We start from the raw sequence: 14,480 nt of genomic DNA, 5'->3' as shown, positions 1-14,480 counted from the left end.
GGAGTTCCGCCATGGCCTTTGTTCTGCCTGATCTTCCCTACGCCAAGGACGCCTTCGGCGATATCCTGTCGGTCGAAACCTTCGACTTCCATCATGGCAAGCATCACAATGCCTATGTCGTTAAGGCCAACGAACTGGTCGCCGCCGACGTCGCGCTTCAGGGCAAGTCGCTCGTCGAACTGATCAAGACCGCCAAGGGCGGCCTGTTCAACCAGGTCGGCCAGATCTGGAACCACACCTTCTACTGGAACTCGCTGTCGCCGGTGAAGACCGCACCGACCGGCGAGCTGCTCGCCAAGATCGAAGAAGCCTTCGGTTCGGTGGACGCGCTGATCGAAAAGCTGAAGGCGGAGGCCGTCGGCCATTTCGCCAGCGGCTGGGCCGCGCTGATTTTGAAGGACGGCAAGCTGGAAGTGACCAGCTATCATGACGCCGACACCCCCGTCGCGCATGAAGGCCACGCACCGCTGCTGATCCTCGATGTGTGGGAACATGCCTATTATATCGACTATCGCAACCTGCGCCCGGCCTATGCCGAAAAGCTGCTGAAGGAAGCGATCAACTGGGACTTCGCAGCCCAGAACCTGGACGGCGAAGGCGCCAGCCGCGCCGACCAGCCGGCCTGACAAGATAAAAGGACCGGCCGCCGATGAGGGGGCCGGTCCTTTTCTACTTCTGCCCCGCGAAGATATCGAGGCGGGATGAGCCTGAGCCATAGGAAGCGCTCCCCGGAACGCTCCGGATGCGCCAACTTCATCGTTACTCCATCGCGATCAGGCCGCTGCCAGTTGCGTGACGAACTGGTCCGCCGCCCGCTGCAATATCTGCGCCGTCTGCGACAGGCTGGACGCCGCGCTCGACACCCGACCGGACAGGCTTTCCGTGTCGCGCGCCACATCGGCCACATCCCCCATCTGGCGCGTCATGCTGGCGGCATCCTGCGCCGTATCGCGCGCGGATTCCCCGATCGCACTGGTGGCGTCCCGCTGATCGGCCACGGCCCGCTGAATTTCGTCGGCCGCGCCTGCCAATTGCTCCACCACGCCAGCAACCTCCGATAGTGCTTCGCGCGCCACGCCGGCGCCTTCGCGCGCGGACCAGGCAAGGGCGTGAATTTCGCCCGTCGCATTGGCGGCCTGTCCCGCCAGTTGCTTGACCTCGCCCGCCACCACCGCAAAGCCCCGACCGACATCGCCAGCCCGCGCCGCCTCGATCGTGGCGTTGAGCGCCAGCAAATTGGTGCGCGCGGCAATTTCCGTAATCGAATCGGCAAAGCTGGTGATGGAGGTGGTGCGCCCTTCCAGGTCGTGCACGGCCTGATGGCCGGTGGTCGACACACGCTGCGCCTCCCCGCCCAGCACCGCCTGCTGGTGCGATGCCGATGCGATCGCCGCGATGGATTCCGACAGTTGGCCGATGCGCCGCGCCAGCATGGCGGCGTTGGCGGAGGATTGTTCGGCGATCGCCACCGTTTCTTCCGTGCCCGCGCTCGCACGCTGGGCCAGTTGGTTGAGTTGCCGTGCGGAATCGTCCAGTTCCTGCGCCGCAGCGCCCACCGATCCGACGATTTCCGACACCGACTGCCGGAAATCCCGTACCAGTGCCATGGTCGCCGATCGCCGATCTTCGGCCATGCGCGTCTTTTCGGCCTCCTGCTGACTTCGCAACTGCGCGGCACGCACATCGACGGCCCGGCTGGCGGTCATCGCCGCTTCGGCCGCATCGCGCCCCTTTTCCGCTTCCTGCGCCAGTTCGCCCGCCTGCACCACATGGCCATCGAGCGCCAGCAGCATCCCGCGCAATCGCACGGTCAGATAGCAAAGCACGGCCGCCTGCAACACGACGGCGACGGCATGGATCGCCACCCGCCCGACATTGGCCTGATCCGGAAAGACCCAGGCCGGCAAAAGAAAGTTGAGGATGAGGTGATGCACCGCCGTCAATGCCGCAGCCAATATGATCGGCCGCCAGTCGTACAGCAGCGTCAGGCCGGCCAGCGCCACGAAGAAGAACATATGGCCGTCCATCTGCCAGCCATGGCCGGACAGAAGGTAGAGGCCGATCGCCGGCTGTACCGCAGCCAGCGTACCCACGATCAGCCGCGTCTCCAACCCTTCGCGCTGACGCATCACCTGGATGGTCGGGAGGACGTTCACGATCGCGGACAGAAACAACGCCCGGCCGCCATGCTGCACAGGCAGGAACAGGCCGCCCAGACCGATCGCCACGGTCCACCACCAATTGGCGAACAATAGGATACGCAGGCCCTGCAACCGCAGCCGGTCCAGACTGGTCATGGCGTTCATCAAGCCGGCGCTCCGCATCCGCCCATCTGCGCCGACAGGGCGATCACGCCCCGGCTCAACAGCGCAGGGGCGAGCATGTCCCGTTCGCCATCGACCAGCAAGGATCCCGGCCATGGGCCTTTGGCCACCAGCCGCGCGCCCGCGGCCACGGCGACGGACGCCACCGACGCCCTCGCCCCATCGGTCAGGGGCAGGAGGAGCATCCGGCCGCTGGCAGGCGGCACGGCGTACAGGCCGAGCAAGCCGAAAAGGATCAGGGCGCATTGCGCCGCCAGAGGCAGGCCGCGTCGAAAGGATGCAGGGAGAGGCATTGCCTCCGTTTAGGCGGGATTGGTAAGAATAATATTAAGGATGGGGCGCAGCGTTCAGGCCCAGCGCCTCGGCCAGTTCATCCAGATCGGCCCCAGGCCGGATCAGCAGCCAGTCGCGGCTGGCCGCGCCATCCACCACCGTCACCGCGCCGCGCGGGCAGATGCCCAGGCAATTGACCTCCACGATGCCGGCCGCCGCCTTGCGCCCCTTCTTCAACGACAGATGCTTGCGCAGCGCCTTGGCCAGCCGTTCGCCGCCGCCCGGCCCGAAGCCGCCGTCCAGCTTCTTGGAACATTTGCGGCAAATGAGCGCCACATTGGACCAGTTGGACCGGACCTGATCCTTCAATCCGCCGCTCCTCGCGGTTTCCAGGTCCGCCGCTCCTCTGCCGCGCGCAGCACTTCATAGGCGGCCTGGATCGCCTGAAACCGGACGGCGGCGTCGCTGTCGCCGGGCTTCACATCGGGATGATATTCCTTGGCCAACCGACGCCAGCTTTTCTTCACCGCGTCGAAACCGGCATCATCCTCCAGCTCCAATGCCTTGAGCGCATGGAGTTCGTCACGCGATCGGCTGCCGTCGCCGGGGCCACCCCAGCTATGATAGGCGCTGGACTGGTATCCGCCGGCATCGCGCCGCTCGGCCTTTTCCCGCGACGCGCGTTCTTCCTCGTCCAGGCCCTGAAAATAATCCCAGTTGCGATTATATTCGCCGGCATGTTCGGGGCAGAAATACCAGCGTTCCGGGCTGTTGGGCGATTTGGGTGCGGGGCAGTCGCCCGGCTGGTCGCAGCCATAGCGGTCGCACATGCGCACGCGCTGCGCCTCACGCGCTGCACCATAGGCACGCCAGCGGGGAAAGCCCCAGTCATTGGATCGGCTATTTCTTGCCATTGCCCCGAATTAGGGAAGGTGCGGGCGGAAAGCCAGCCCAGCCGCCGATTTTGCAGCGGAAAATGCCAGAGGGCCTGTAAGCCGGGTTCTGTCCACCCCGATAAAGGGGATAGGCGACCATTCCTCTAGGGACCGGATTGCTCCGTTCCTCAAGCAACCAACCCGGGCGATCTCGGTCGAAACAGACCTAGCAGTCGAAACTGCGCGCCGCCCCTATTCGGTCTTGCTCCCGGTGGGGTTTACCGTGCCGCCTTGCGTTGCCGCAGACGCGGTGCGCTCTTACCGCACCCTTTCAATTTCGCGGGGCCGAAACCTTCGCGACCTGCTTTCTGTTGCACTGTCCCTTGGATCACTCCAGCCGGTCGTTAACCGGCACCGTCATTTCGTGGAGCCCGGACTTTCCTCGCCGTGGAAGTTACCCGCCACGCCGCGGCCGCCCGGCCCTCTGGCGGGATGGGCCTTAGACCGATTTTACGGCCCCGTCATCCCGCTTATTTGACACCACCTATTCATCCCCGCGTGGTTTGGGCAGCAGCAAGGCCAGCAGGATGGCGCGACATTCGCCGCAAATGACTCCGTCGATCAGTTCCGGCCGGAAACGGCGCTGGAACGCGACCACCGCCGCTTTGGGATCGGCAATATCATAGCCGAACCGTTCGAGCGCCAGCATGAAGCCGCTGTCGGTCCATCGCGGGTCCATCAGATTCTTGGTTGGGCGCGGCAGTGCCAGCCGCAGTCGCGCCAATTGCGCCCAGGGAAACAGTTCGCCCGGATCCTGCTTGCGCGCCGGCGCGATATCGCTGTGGCCCACGATATTGCCGCGCGTGATCTTGTGCCGCTGGACGATGGTGTGGACCAGCGGGATCAGCGATCCCATCTGCGTCTCCGGGAACGGGCGATAACCCCATTCATGGCCGGGATTGACGATCTCTATGCCGATGCTGGCCGAATTGATGTCATCGACGCCGCGCCAGTGCGACCGGCCTGCATGCCAGGCGCGCTTGCCCTCATCGACCATGCGGATGACCTGCCCGTCCTCCGTCACGACATAATGGGCCGACACCTTCGATTCCGGATTCGCCAGCCAGTTGATGGCACTCGCCGCGTCGGGCATGCCGGTATAGTGCAGCACCAGCATCGTGATCGGCAGGCTGCGGTCGTCATAATTGGGCGACGGCGTATCGATCATGGGCATGTCGGTCATCGGAAAAGGCCAGTCACTTGCAGCGGCTCGGTCATCGCACCCTTCCGGCCCGCCCCTCTGGCGGCCTGTGCAGGACCATGGCCGAGACGGGCGCAGCAATCAAGCAGGGTTAATGCGGAAGAAGGCGCTTCATCCGGCCCGCCGTATCGACCCACCGGCATGATGGGGCGCCAGTGCCAGCGCCTTGGGCGCATAGCCGCCGCGAAAATCGGGATGGGGCAGGAAATCGTCGCCCTGCCCGATCACCGTCTCACCCGCGCCCAGCAGCAGCACCGATCCGGCATGGCTGTGCCGGGCGAGCAGTCGCAGCACCTCTCCACGCCGCGCGGGCGTGAAATAGAGCAGCACGTTGCGGCATAGCAGCAGATCATATGCACCCGATGGCGCGCGCGGATCGAACAGATTGTCGCGGCGGAAATCGATCATCCGGCGCAATTCGGGATTGGCGCGCCAATCCTCGCCATGCGGCTCGAACCATTTGATGAGGTCGCCCACGCCCAGACCGCGCTGCACATCCATTTGCGAAAATATGCCCGATCGCGCCTGCTCGATCGCGGCGGTGGAAATGTCGCTCGCCAATATCTCGATCCGCCACCCCTGCCAGCGTTCGGCATCGTTGCGCAGGCGGATCGCCAGCGAGTAGGCCTCCTGCCCGGTCGAGCAGCCCGCGCTCCAGATGCGCAGCGTGCGATCCTGCCGCTCCTCCCGGATGCGGGGCAGGATCTGGCGATGGATCATGTCGAAAATCTGGAGATCGCGAAAGAAGCTGCTTTCATTGTTGAGCAGCGCGTTGACGACATCCTCGTCCAATCGCGGATCATGTTTTCGCAGCAACTGCGCGGCCAGATCGTCGATCGTCTGCAACCCGTGCGTGCGCAGCACGGGGCGCAACGCGGTTTCCATCCGCCAGGCGCGGCCTTCCGACAGCACTTGTCCGGTGCGCGCTTCCAGCAATCCGGACAGGATCCGTGCGGCACCCTGAAAAGCGCTGATTTCGGCGGGCGGCAGCGGCATCAGGCGGTAACCTTTCCACGACGCGCGACGAAATTCATGATCGCCAGCGGCTCCATCACGGCGCAGGTCAGCCCCGCGCCGGCGACCGATCCCGGCATGCCCCACACGACGCTGCTCGCTTCGTCCTGCGCCACGATCCAGCCCCCCGCCGCTACGATCTCACGCGCGCCCAGCGTGCCGTCGCGGCCCATGCCGGTCAGGACGATGCCGGCCGCACCCGCCCCATAGACGTCCGCCATGCTGGCAAACATCGGGTCCACGCCGGGCAGGTTGCCCGCCGGCGTCCGTTCGGGATTGAGCAGGATCACCACCCGGCCATGCAGGCTGCGGCGCAACTGGATATTCGCGTCGCCCGGCGCGACATAGACGGTATCGGGCGCCAGCACGTCGCCGGTTTCCGCGACCTTCACCTTCAGGCTGGTCATGCGCGACAATTGCTGCGCGAAATAGACGGTGAAGCTGGCCGGCAGATGCTGGGTCAGCAACACCGGCACGCCCAATGGCGCCGCCAGCCCTTCAAACAGCTGGCCCAGCGCATGGATGCCACCGGTCGACGCGCCGATGCCGATACAGGCAAGCTGCGCGCCGGTTTCGTTCATCGGCACCGGTTGGGGCACGCGTGGCAGCGACGGCGCCTCCGGCCAGTCGCCGAACAGGCGGTTCAGGCGCCCGATCAACGCTTCGGGAAATTGCTCGCCAAAACTGCCGCTGCCCGGTTTGGACACGATATCGCTGGCGCCCAGGGCCAGCGCTTCGATCGCCGCGGCGCTGCCCTCCTCGCACTTGCCCGACAGGATCGCGACCTTGACCTGTGGATTGGCGCGCAGGATCTGGGGCAATGCCGCCAGACCGCTTTGCCCCGGCAGTTCGATGTCCAGCAGCACCAGATCGACCACATGGTCGGCCAGATAGTTCAGCGCATGTTCGGCGCTGTTCGTCTTGTGAACGACGCTATAGCCCGAATCGGCGTTGAGGATGCGTTCGATCACTGTCCGCACGACGACCGAATCGTCGACGACCAGCACGCGCACGACGGGTCGTGCGTCACCATGACTGGTCATTATCGGCATCATCGCGGTCATTTCGGGGCTTTCTGCGCGGAAGGATCAACGGAAAATCGGCGGCACTCCTGGATCGGCGGACAGGACGACCGCTAGATCACCCCGACGATCGCCAGCTTGCTTTCCAACGTTTCCCGATCGAACGGCTTCATCACATATTCGTCGGCGCCGGCCTCGACCGCCGCCTTGATATGGCTGATCCCATTTTCGGTGGTGCAGAAGATGATCTTGGGCCGCGCCGCCATCTTGGCGGTCGACAGCGCCTGCAGAAATTCCATCCCGCTCATCACCGGCATGTTCCAGTCGAGCAGCACGACGTCGGGGGGCGATGCCTCGCACTGGGTCAGTGCGTCCTGCCCGTCCACGGCCTCGCTGACGGTCAGGTCGAGCGATTCGAGGATATGGCGGGCAACCTTGCGGATGACCTTCGAGTCGTCGACGACCAAACAATTCTTCATGAAGCGTCCCTTAGATTTTTGCGTCCCGTTTCGTCGGGCTTAACCAGCAAAGGCGAGGATTTGGTAAACAAGCGTGCGTGAATCAGGCGGCCTGCGCGAGCGCCCCGCCCTCGATGAAGGCGGCGAGCGATACGAGCAGCCAGGGATGCCCCTCATGCTCGACCAGCGCGCGGGCATAGGGTGCCCAGGCCGCATCGAGCTGCCCGCGTAAGGGCAAAGCCCCTTCCGGCACGCGGCAGATATCCGATACGCCATCGACCATCAGGCCGTAGCTATGGCCGCTGATATTCGCGATGATCGCCAGACTGCGCTGCTCGACCGGCGTCGCCTGCCCGCGAATCAGGGCTGCGACGTCGATGATCGTCAGCACCCGGCTGCGCAGGGCCGACAGGCCGGCGATATGCGCGCCCATGCCGGGCACGGGCGACACGTCGGTCAGGCGGACGACCGCCTCCACCTCACCGGTTTCGACGGCGATCCGCGTGCCTGCCAGCGTCGCGAGAAGATAAAGCTGATCCATAAACCCCGTCCTTATCCCCGCCGACCGGCAATCGCCGCCATCAGCGCATCCTGATCATAGCGATAGATGCTGCCATCCTGCGGCCCCGTGGGCCTGGGCGACGCGCGCAGATGGACGACGCGGCATCCCATGATCTCCGCCGCCTGCGCCGCGTCCGCTTCGGTACACAGCACCACATCGTCGGGATCGACCAGCGCGTCGCCGGGCAGGCCCAGCAACACTTCATGCCCCGCCTGCCGCAGCAGCGGCGCCAATATCTCGCGCGTCCAGCCGTCATTGCTGTCGGCCAGCAGGCAGCGACCCCGCACCCGTTCGACCATCGCCTCTTCGGGCAGAGCGGCGAACAGGGCGAAGGGGTTGATGACCTCCAGATGCTCGCCCTCGATCACGGCGACACCGCTCAGCATGCCGTGCATCGCCACCATGTCTGGCACGGCGGGCATCTGGACGATGTCCAGCACCGCCGCCACCGGATAGCAGGCCTCGCGCCGATCGTCGCGCAGGCGCAACGCCGAAACCTTGTCCCGGTCGAATTGCGACAGGCCATTGGCGACCGGCACCAGCCGCCCGTCCAGCCGCACGAAGGCGCGGCCGCCCGATCGGCCGAACAGGTTCGCGTCGATATCCTCGACCCGCTCGATCAGCGACAATTTCAGCAGGCGCCGCTCGCCCGACAATTCCTCGAACCGCAGCGCAGCGACCATTTCGACGCCGGTTTGCGCGTCCGCCTGCTCTTCCTGCTGCCGCGCCGCCCGATCGTCGATGATGTTGGGCAGGCGCGCCGCATTGGCCAGGCCCGCCGCGTCCAGCAGCAGCATCGGCTTGCCATTGTCGGGCAAGGTCATGCCGGCATAGACGCCTGTGGCCATCACCAGCGGCGAAGCGGGACGGATCACCAGTTCCTCATGATTGTCGACCGCCGACACGCCCATGGCAAAGGGTACGCCGGTCGCAGAGCGCACCACCATGATGGCGCGCGGCCCCTGCTGCACCGGCTTGGCCATGCCCAGCACATCCTCCAGATCGACCATCGAATGGCGGACCGCGCGGATCGTCGCGATCTTTGCGCCGCCCACTTCGCTGACATGCAGCGTTTCATTGTTATCGTGCAGGATTTCGACCACCGCCGCGCGGGGAATGGCGAAATGCTGCCCGCCGGCGCGCACGATCAGGCCGGGGATGATGGTCAGCGTCAGCGGCACGCGCAACGTGATGCACAGCCCTTGCCCCGGCTGATTGTCGAGCGCGATGACGCCGCCGATCCGCTCCACATTGGCCCGGACCACGTCCATGCCGACGCCCCGGCCGGAAATGGCCGTCACCTTGGCGGCGGTCGACAGGCCGGCGTGGAAGATCAGGTCCAGCCTGTCCTGTTCGGACATGCGCGCGGCCGCATCGGGCGTCAGCCGCCCGTCAGCGATCGCCTTGTCCACCAGCCGCGCCGTGTCGATACCCGCGCCGTCATCGGCGATGGCGATGACGATCTGGTTGCCCGACTGGCGCGCTTCCAGCCGCAGCCGGCCCGTTTCCGGCTTGCCGGCGGCGCGGCGTTTCTCCGGCGTCTCGATACCATGGTCGATGCTGTTGCGCACGATATGGGTGAGCGGGTCGACGACCATCTCCACCATTTCGCGGTCCATCTCGACATCGCCGCCTTCCAGGCTGAGGTCGATGCGCTTGCCCAGTTCCCGGCCCAGGTCGCGCACCATGCGCGGGATCGCGGCGAACAGGCGATCGACACGTTGCATCCGCGTCTTGGAAATCACGTCGCGCATATCGGCAACGCAGGTCGACAACCGCTCGAACACATTGTCCAGTTCGGGGTCGGCCGATCGCTCGCGCAGCTTGCGCGACAATTCGTTGCGGGCCAGCACCATGTCCGACACGCCGTTCATCAACTGGTCGATCAGGCTGAGCGGCAGGCGAATGGTCCGCGGCACCGACTGCGCGGCGGCCGGCCGCCCCACGCCAACGGGCGCCGCCTGAACCGCGGCCGGCTCGGCCTCGCTGCCCTGTGCGCTCAGTGCGCTGATCAGGAAATCGTCATTCTCGCTGGGCAAGGCGGCGCCGATCGCCACGGCCTCGGTCAGTTCGCCGATCCGGTCCATGATGCCCAGCACTGCGCTGACGGTCGCGGGATCGGGACGGCGGTTGCCGGCGCGGATTTCCGACAGCACATCCTCGGCCGCGTGGCTCAGCCGCTCGAAGCGCGGCAGGTTGAGGAAGCCGCAGCTGCCCTTCACCGTGTGGAAGAAGCGGAAGATGGCGTCCAGCCGATCCCGGTCCGACGGATCAGCCTCCCAGGCGACGACCTCGCCGGCCAGAGCCTCCAGCGTCTCCTGAGTCTCGGATATGAATTCCTGTAGTAGTTCGTCCATGCCTCAAGGCCCCAAGATGCGCGCGGTGGCACCATTGCGGCGACGTAGTTAAAGGGCCGTTAAAGCTGCGGCCGACGATCGCTCGCGCGAAAGAAAAAGGGCGCCGCGGATATCCGCAGCGCCCTTCATGCACCTGGCCGATGGCCAGTTGCTTACTTATGCTTCTCGACAGCATCCGCCGCCTTTTCGCCCGCTTCGCGGGTGGCGTCGGCCTTGTTTTCCAGCGCGTCGGCCGCGTTTTCAGCCGCATTTTCCGCATTGCCCGACAGGTTGTCGGCCGCCGCTTCCATATTGTCGGCCTGGTTGTCGAGCGCGTCCGCCTGATTCTCGTAAGCGTTCTCGACCTTGTTTTCCTTGGCGGAATCGCACGCGGAAAGTGCGACAAGGCTGGCAAGGCCCAGAACTGCGACGAAAGTTTTCACGGCGTTTTCTCCTGTTGCGCCCCCTCAGGGCATACATCATTCGGCACCGGGTCGTGGCGGCATATGCCACCTCAAACCCTGACGCCGATCAACCGGCCGTACGCCTGATGGTTCCCGTCGCAGGCTCGTTTCGTCGCATAAACGATTATTTTTTGAGCGAATCCCGGATTTCGCGCAGCAGCACGATGTCTTCGGGCGTCGGTGCAGGTGCGGCCGGCGCAGGTTCCGGCTTGGCGGTCAGCTTGTTCATCGCCTTGACCAGCAGGAAGATGATGAAGGCCAGGATGATGAAGTTGACGAGCACCGTCAGGAACTGGCCCCAGCCGAACATGGCGACGCCCGCCGCCTTCAGATCGGTATAGCTGGTGGGATTGCCCTTGAAGTCCGCAGGCAGGTCGCCCAGCCGCACGAAATAGCCCGAAAAGTCCGCGCCGCCGAAGATGAAGCCGACCACCGGCATGATCAGGTCGTCGGTCAGCGACTTGGTGATGGTGGCAAAAGCGCCGCCGATGATCACACCGACGGCCAGGTCCATCACGTTGCCGCGATTGATGAAAGTCTTGAATTCCGAAATCAGCCCCATGGTGTAAGCCCCTTATACCATCTGCAATAATCACTGCATGGCCCGTTGCGCCGTCAGGGGCAACGTCCTATTTCAACAGCGAAACAAAGCCGAGGATGTTCCATGTCGCTGATGCGTCGTTTTTCCACCGTGCTTCTGCCGATCGTCGGCGCGCTCGCCCTGTCCGCCTGCGGCATCAACAGCGTGCCCACCGCGCAGGAAGAGGCGAAGGCCAAATGGGCCGACGTCCAAGCGCAATATCAGCGCCGGTCCAATCTCGTCGGCAACCTCGTCGCCACGGTGAAGGCGGCGGGCAAGCAGGAACAGGATACGCTAGTCAAGGTGACCGAGGCCCGCGCCAAGGCGACCTCGGTTCAGGTCAATGCGGAGGATCTGTCCGATCCCGCCAAGGTCGCCCAGTTCCAGGCGGCGCAGGCGCAGTTGAGCCAGGGGCTCGGCCGCCTGCTCGCGTCGGTCGAGGCCTATCCCGACCTCAAGACCAACGAAAATTACCTGAACCTGCAATCGCAGCTGGAAGGGACGGAAAACCGCATCGCCGTCGCCATCCGCGACTATAATGGCGCGGTGCAGGCCTATAATACCCGCATCCGCACCTTCCCCGACGCGATCGGCGCGAAGATCATCCATGGTGCCAAGCCCATGACCCCGTTCCAGGCCACGACGCCCGGCGCGGAAGAAGCGCCGAAGGTCGACTTCGGCAACTGATCCGGTGCCCATCGCCACCCTTGCGCCGACGGGGCGCCGCCCTGCCCCGTTCGGCCTGACCCCGTCGAAGGCCCATATTTTCCCGTCCGGGAAGGACAGGCCCGGCGGGCGGTGGCGATCTATCGCTCCTATCCTGCTCCTGATCCTCGCGCTGCTGGCCCTCGCGCCGTCGGCCTGGGCGCAGAGCTTCCCCACATTCGACGACAAGGGCGTGGTCGATGCCGCGAACCTGCTCGACCCCGCGCAGGAACAGGCGCTCAGCGCCAAGCTGATCGCGCAGAAGCAGGCGAGCGGCCGGTCGCTGGTCGTGGCGACCATCCCCGACCTTCAGGGCTATGACATATCCGATTATGGCTATCGGTTGGGGCGAGATTGGAAGATCGGCGACAAGGACAGCAATGGCGCGCTGCTGATCATCGCCCCTGCCGAACGCAAGATCCGGATAGAGGTCGGCTATGGGCTGGAAGGCGTGCTGACCGACGCCGTCACGTCCCAGATCATCCGCAACGCCATCAGCCCGCGGTTCAAGGCGGGCGACATGGTCGGCGGCATCAATGCGGGCGTGGACGAAATCACCACGCTGCTCGCCCTGCCCCCCGACCAGGCCAAGGCGCGCGTGGCGGCGGCAGAGGCGGCCACCCGCAAGCAGGATGATGGCGGCGGCGGCATCATCGCCTTCTGGATCATATTGTTCATCGTCTTCTTCGTGGCCCTGCCGCTCCTGTCGCGCGCCAAGGGCGGTAAACGCTATCGCAGTGGCGGCGGCAGCGGGCCGATCATCATCTGGGGGCCGGGCGCGGGTTCCGACTGGGGTGGTTCCTCCGGTTGGGGTTCCGGCGGTGGCGGTTCCAGCTGGGGCGGCGGCGACAGCGGTGGCGGCTTTTCGGGTGGCGGCAGCTTCGGCGGCGGCGGCGCATCGGGGGATTGGTGATGCAGCTTCATTTGTCGAAAGCCGACCATGACCTCGTCTCCAGCGCCGTGGGGGAGGCGGAGGCACACACCTCCGGAGAGATCGTCACCATCGTCGCGCGGCGGTCCGACAATTATCATGATGTCGGTCTCAGCTGGGCGGCGGCGGTCGTGTTCATCGCCCTGGCCCTGATGGCCGCCTTCCCGGCACATCTGCGCGCCTTCCTGTCCATGCTGCTGCTCGATTGGGAGCATGAACTGGCCGACTGGAAATTGCTGATGGGGCTGCTGGGCCTCCTCATCCTCAAATTCCTCCTCGTGCGCTATCTGCTGGCGATCATGCCGCTGCGCATGCTGATGACGCCGCGCGCGACCAAAGCGCGCCGGGTCCGGCGTCGCGCCATATTACTGTTCCGCACCGCCGCCGAAGCGCGCACGCGCGGGCGCACCGGTGTCCTCATCTATCTCTCGCTCGACGAACATCGCGCCGAAATCGTCGCCGACCGCGCCATCAATGAGAAGGTCGCGCCGGAGGCATGGGGCGATGCGATGGCCGCGCTGATCGACGCCATCCGCGACGGTCGCGCGGGCGAAGGGCTGGCGGCGGTCGTACAGCAGGTCGGGCTGGTGCTGGCCGCGCACTTCCCCCGCGCAGACGATGATATCAACGAACTTCCCGACAGGCTGATCGAATTATGACCGACCCGGACCGGACTGCCCCCGAAGAAGTGATGTGGGCCGGCCGCTTCATCACCGCCAAGCGGCGTGGCAAATGGGAATATGTCGGCCGGGCGCGCGGCATTCACGCCGCTGTCATCCTGGCCATCGACGAGGCGGAGGATGGCCGCCACGTCCTGCTGGTCGATCAATATCGCGTGCCGCTCGGCCGGCGCTGCATCGAACTGCCCGCCGGACTGGTCGGCGATGAGGAAGAGGGCGAAGACGCCAGCATCGCCGCCGCGCGCGAACTGGAGGAGGAAACCGGCTTCCTGCCCGGCCGCCTCGAATCGCTCGGTCAATATTTCAGCTCGCCCGGCATGGTGTCGGAAAGCTTCACCCTCTTCCGCGCCCATGATCTGGTGAAGACCGGCGAAGGCGGCGGCGTGGAGGGCGAGGATATAGTGGTCCATCGCGTCCCCCTCGCAACGCTGCACGAACAGATCGCCGACTGGCGCGCGCAGGGCTATGCGATGGACGTGAAGCTGCTCCTGCTGCTGGGCACGGGCATGCTGGCCTGATCAGGCCAGCCGATACCAGGCCGCCACCCGATCCAGCGCCAGCGTCAGCACCAGTTTTCCCGCGCGGCTTGGCCAGCCCAAAGCCTTTTCCGCCGCGACCAGCCCTTCGCCCGCGCAGGCGACCCGCCACAATATGTCGGCCAGCCCCGGCCCGGCGGCTTTGATCGCCCCGTCGAACCGATCCCGCGCCGCCAGTTGCGCCAATGTCGGATCGCTTGGCTGCCCCGCCATACGCCCGCCGCGCGGCGCTCCGTCCCAGCGCATCGTGACCCGCGCGCCCAGCCCAGCCTTCTCCCAATCCCGGCGCAACAGATCGCCCGCCACATAATGCCGTTCGCTCAAATGCCCACGCGCATGCAGCCAGGCGATCGGCGATTCGCCGATATGCACCATGACCGACTGCGTCCGCCCATCGGGATCTTCGATCATTTGTTCGACATGGGTGGCGGCCATAAACGTCTCTCCGCTGACTATATG

General features: G+C 65.3%; 18 protein-coding genes and 1 other RNA gene. 5 read left to right on the top strand and 14 right to left on the bottom strand.

Annotated elements, in window-relative coordinates; all coding sequences use genetic code 11:
- Nucleotides 1-11: 11 nt before the first annotated feature.
- The gene (locus tag F4U94_RS15095) at nucleotides 12-626 is read left to right on the top strand and encodes a superoxide dismutase (RefSeq protein ID WP_120249428.1); all 615 of its coding nucleotides are present in this window, start codon (nucleotides 12-14) and stop codon (nucleotides 624-626) included.
- Between the two features lie 147 nt (nucleotides 627-773).
- On the opposite strand, the gene F4U94_RS15090 is transcribed toward F4U94_RS15095, so the two are convergent.
- The 13 genes from F4U94_RS15090 to mscL form a co-directional block, all read right to left on the bottom strand.
- Nucleotides 774-2,297 carry a methyl-accepting chemotaxis protein gene (locus tag F4U94_RS15090; RefSeq protein ID WP_249042054.1) on the bottom strand — a complete coding sequence of 508 codons (1,524 nt, stop codon included), beginning with the start codon at nucleotides 2,295-2,297 and terminating at the stop codon, nucleotides 774-776.
- 8 nt (nucleotides 2,298-2,305) lie between these two features.
- Nucleotides 2,306-2,617 carry a hypothetical protein gene (locus F4U94_RS15085; protein WP_120249427.1) on the bottom strand — a complete coding sequence of 104 codons (312 nt, stop codon included), beginning with the start codon at nucleotides 2,615-2,617 and terminating at the stop codon, nucleotides 2,306-2,308.
- Between the two features lie 34 nt (nucleotides 2,618-2,651).
- Nucleotides 2,652-2,990 (bottom strand): (2Fe-2S) ferredoxin domain-containing protein, encoded by a 339-nt coding sequence (locus F4U94_RS15080; RefSeq protein ID WP_120249426.1) that lies wholly within the window; start codon nucleotides 2,988-2,990, stop codon nucleotides 2,652-2,654.
- Nucleotides 2,963-3,511: a J domain-containing protein gene (locus F4U94_RS15075; protein ID WP_120249425.1), complete on the bottom strand. Its 549-nt coding sequence runs from the start codon at nucleotides 3,509-3,511 to the stop codon at nucleotides 2,963-2,965. The genes F4U94_RS15080 and F4U94_RS15075 overlap by 28 nt, the downstream gene beginning before the upstream one ends.
- Nucleotides 3,512-3,572: 61 nt before the next feature.
- Nucleotides 3,573-3,960, bottom strand: an RNA gene (gene rnpB, locus F4U94_RS15070) — RNase P RNA component class A.
- A 56-nt stretch (nucleotides 3,961-4,016) separates the two neighbouring features.
- Nucleotides 4,017-4,715 (bottom strand): N-acetylmuramoyl-L-alanine amidase, encoded by a 699-nt coding sequence (locus tag F4U94_RS15065; RefSeq protein WP_120249424.1) that lies wholly within the window; start codon nucleotides 4,713-4,715, stop codon nucleotides 4,017-4,019.
- Between the two features lie 129 nt (nucleotides 4,716-4,844).
- Nucleotides 4,845-5,729, bottom strand: coding sequence for a CheR family methyltransferase (locus tag F4U94_RS15060; RefSeq protein ID WP_120249423.1), 885 nt, complete (start codon nucleotides 5,727-5,729; stop codon nucleotides 4,845-4,847).
- Nucleotides 5,729-6,811, bottom strand: a complete 1,083-nt coding sequence (locus F4U94_RS15055; protein WP_120249422.1) for a chemotaxis protein CheB — start codon at nucleotides 6,809-6,811, stop codon at nucleotides 5,729-5,731. The genes F4U94_RS15060 and F4U94_RS15055 overlap by 1 nt, the downstream gene beginning before the upstream one ends.
- A gap of 71 nt (nucleotides 6,812-6,882) precedes the next feature.
- Complete coding sequence (locus F4U94_RS15050) at nucleotides 6,883-7,248, bottom strand: response regulator (protein ID WP_120249421.1); 366 nt, start codon at nucleotides 7,246-7,248, stop codon at nucleotides 6,883-6,885.
- 82 nt (nucleotides 7,249-7,330) lie between these two features.
- Nucleotides 7,331-7,768, bottom strand: a complete 438-nt coding sequence (locus F4U94_RS15045; protein WP_120249420.1) for a chemotaxis protein CheW — start codon at nucleotides 7,766-7,768, stop codon at nucleotides 7,331-7,333.
- 11 nt (nucleotides 7,769-7,779) lie between these two features.
- Nucleotides 7,780-10,146 carry a chemotaxis protein CheA gene (locus F4U94_RS15040; RefSeq protein ID WP_150411957.1) on the bottom strand — a complete coding sequence of 789 codons (2,367 nt, stop codon included), beginning with the start codon at nucleotides 10,144-10,146 and terminating at the stop codon, nucleotides 7,780-7,782.
- A gap of 152 nt (nucleotides 10,147-10,298) precedes the next feature.
- Nucleotides 10,299-10,568: a hypothetical protein gene (locus tag F4U94_RS15035; protein WP_120249418.1), complete on the bottom strand. Its 270-nt coding sequence runs from the start codon at nucleotides 10,566-10,568 to the stop codon at nucleotides 10,299-10,301.
- A 145-nt stretch (nucleotides 10,569-10,713) separates the two neighbouring features.
- The gene (gene mscL, locus F4U94_RS15030; RefSeq protein WP_120249417.1) at nucleotides 10,714-11,151 is read right to left on the bottom strand and encodes a large conductance mechanosensitive channel protein MscL; all 438 of its coding nucleotides are present in this window, start codon (nucleotides 11,149-11,151) and stop codon (nucleotides 10,714-10,716) included.
- A gap of 102 nt (nucleotides 11,152-11,253) precedes the next feature.
- Between mscL and F4U94_RS15025 the strand changes: the two genes are divergently transcribed.
- The 4 genes from F4U94_RS15025 to F4U94_RS15010 all read left to right on the top strand — a co-directional run bounded on the left by F4U94_RS15025 (nucleotide 11,254) and on the right by F4U94_RS15010 (nucleotide 14,003).
- Nucleotides 11,254-11,856: a LemA family protein gene (locus tag F4U94_RS15025; protein ID WP_120249416.1), complete on the top strand. Its 603-nt coding sequence runs from the start codon at nucleotides 11,254-11,256 to the stop codon at nucleotides 11,854-11,856.
- Between the two features lie 76 nt (nucleotides 11,857-11,932).
- A complete protein-coding gene (locus tag F4U94_RS15020; protein WP_427772680.1) occupies nucleotides 11,933-12,787 on the top strand; it encodes a TPM domain-containing protein in 855 nt (284 codons plus the stop codon).
- Nucleotides 12,787-13,464, top strand: a complete 678-nt coding sequence (locus tag F4U94_RS15015; protein ID WP_120249415.1) for a TPM domain-containing protein — start codon at nucleotides 12,787-12,789, stop codon at nucleotides 13,462-13,464. The genes F4U94_RS15020 and F4U94_RS15015 overlap by 1 nt, the downstream gene beginning before the upstream one ends.
- A complete protein-coding gene (locus tag F4U94_RS15010) occupies nucleotides 13,461-14,003 on the top strand; it encodes an NUDIX hydrolase (RefSeq protein ID WP_120249414.1) in 543 nt (180 codons plus the stop codon). Before F4U94_RS15015 ends, F4U94_RS15010 begins: the two co-directional genes overlap by 4 nt.
- Here the strand turns inward: F4U94_RS15010 and F4U94_RS15005 are convergent, their stop codons facing one another.
- Entirely contained in the window at nucleotides 14,004-14,456 is a 453-nt protein-coding gene (locus F4U94_RS15005; RefSeq protein ID WP_120249413.1) for a DUF6456 domain-containing protein, read from the bottom strand. It lies immediately after the preceding gene.
- Nucleotides 14,457-14,480: the final 24 nt, after the last annotated feature.

The organism is Sphingobium limneticum, assembly GCF_008710155.1.
Classification (GTDB): domain Bacteria; phylum Pseudomonadota; class Alphaproteobacteria; order Sphingomonadales; family Sphingomonadaceae; genus Sphingobium; species Sphingobium limneticum.
This window is presented reverse-complemented; position numbering and strand designations above follow the sequence as displayed.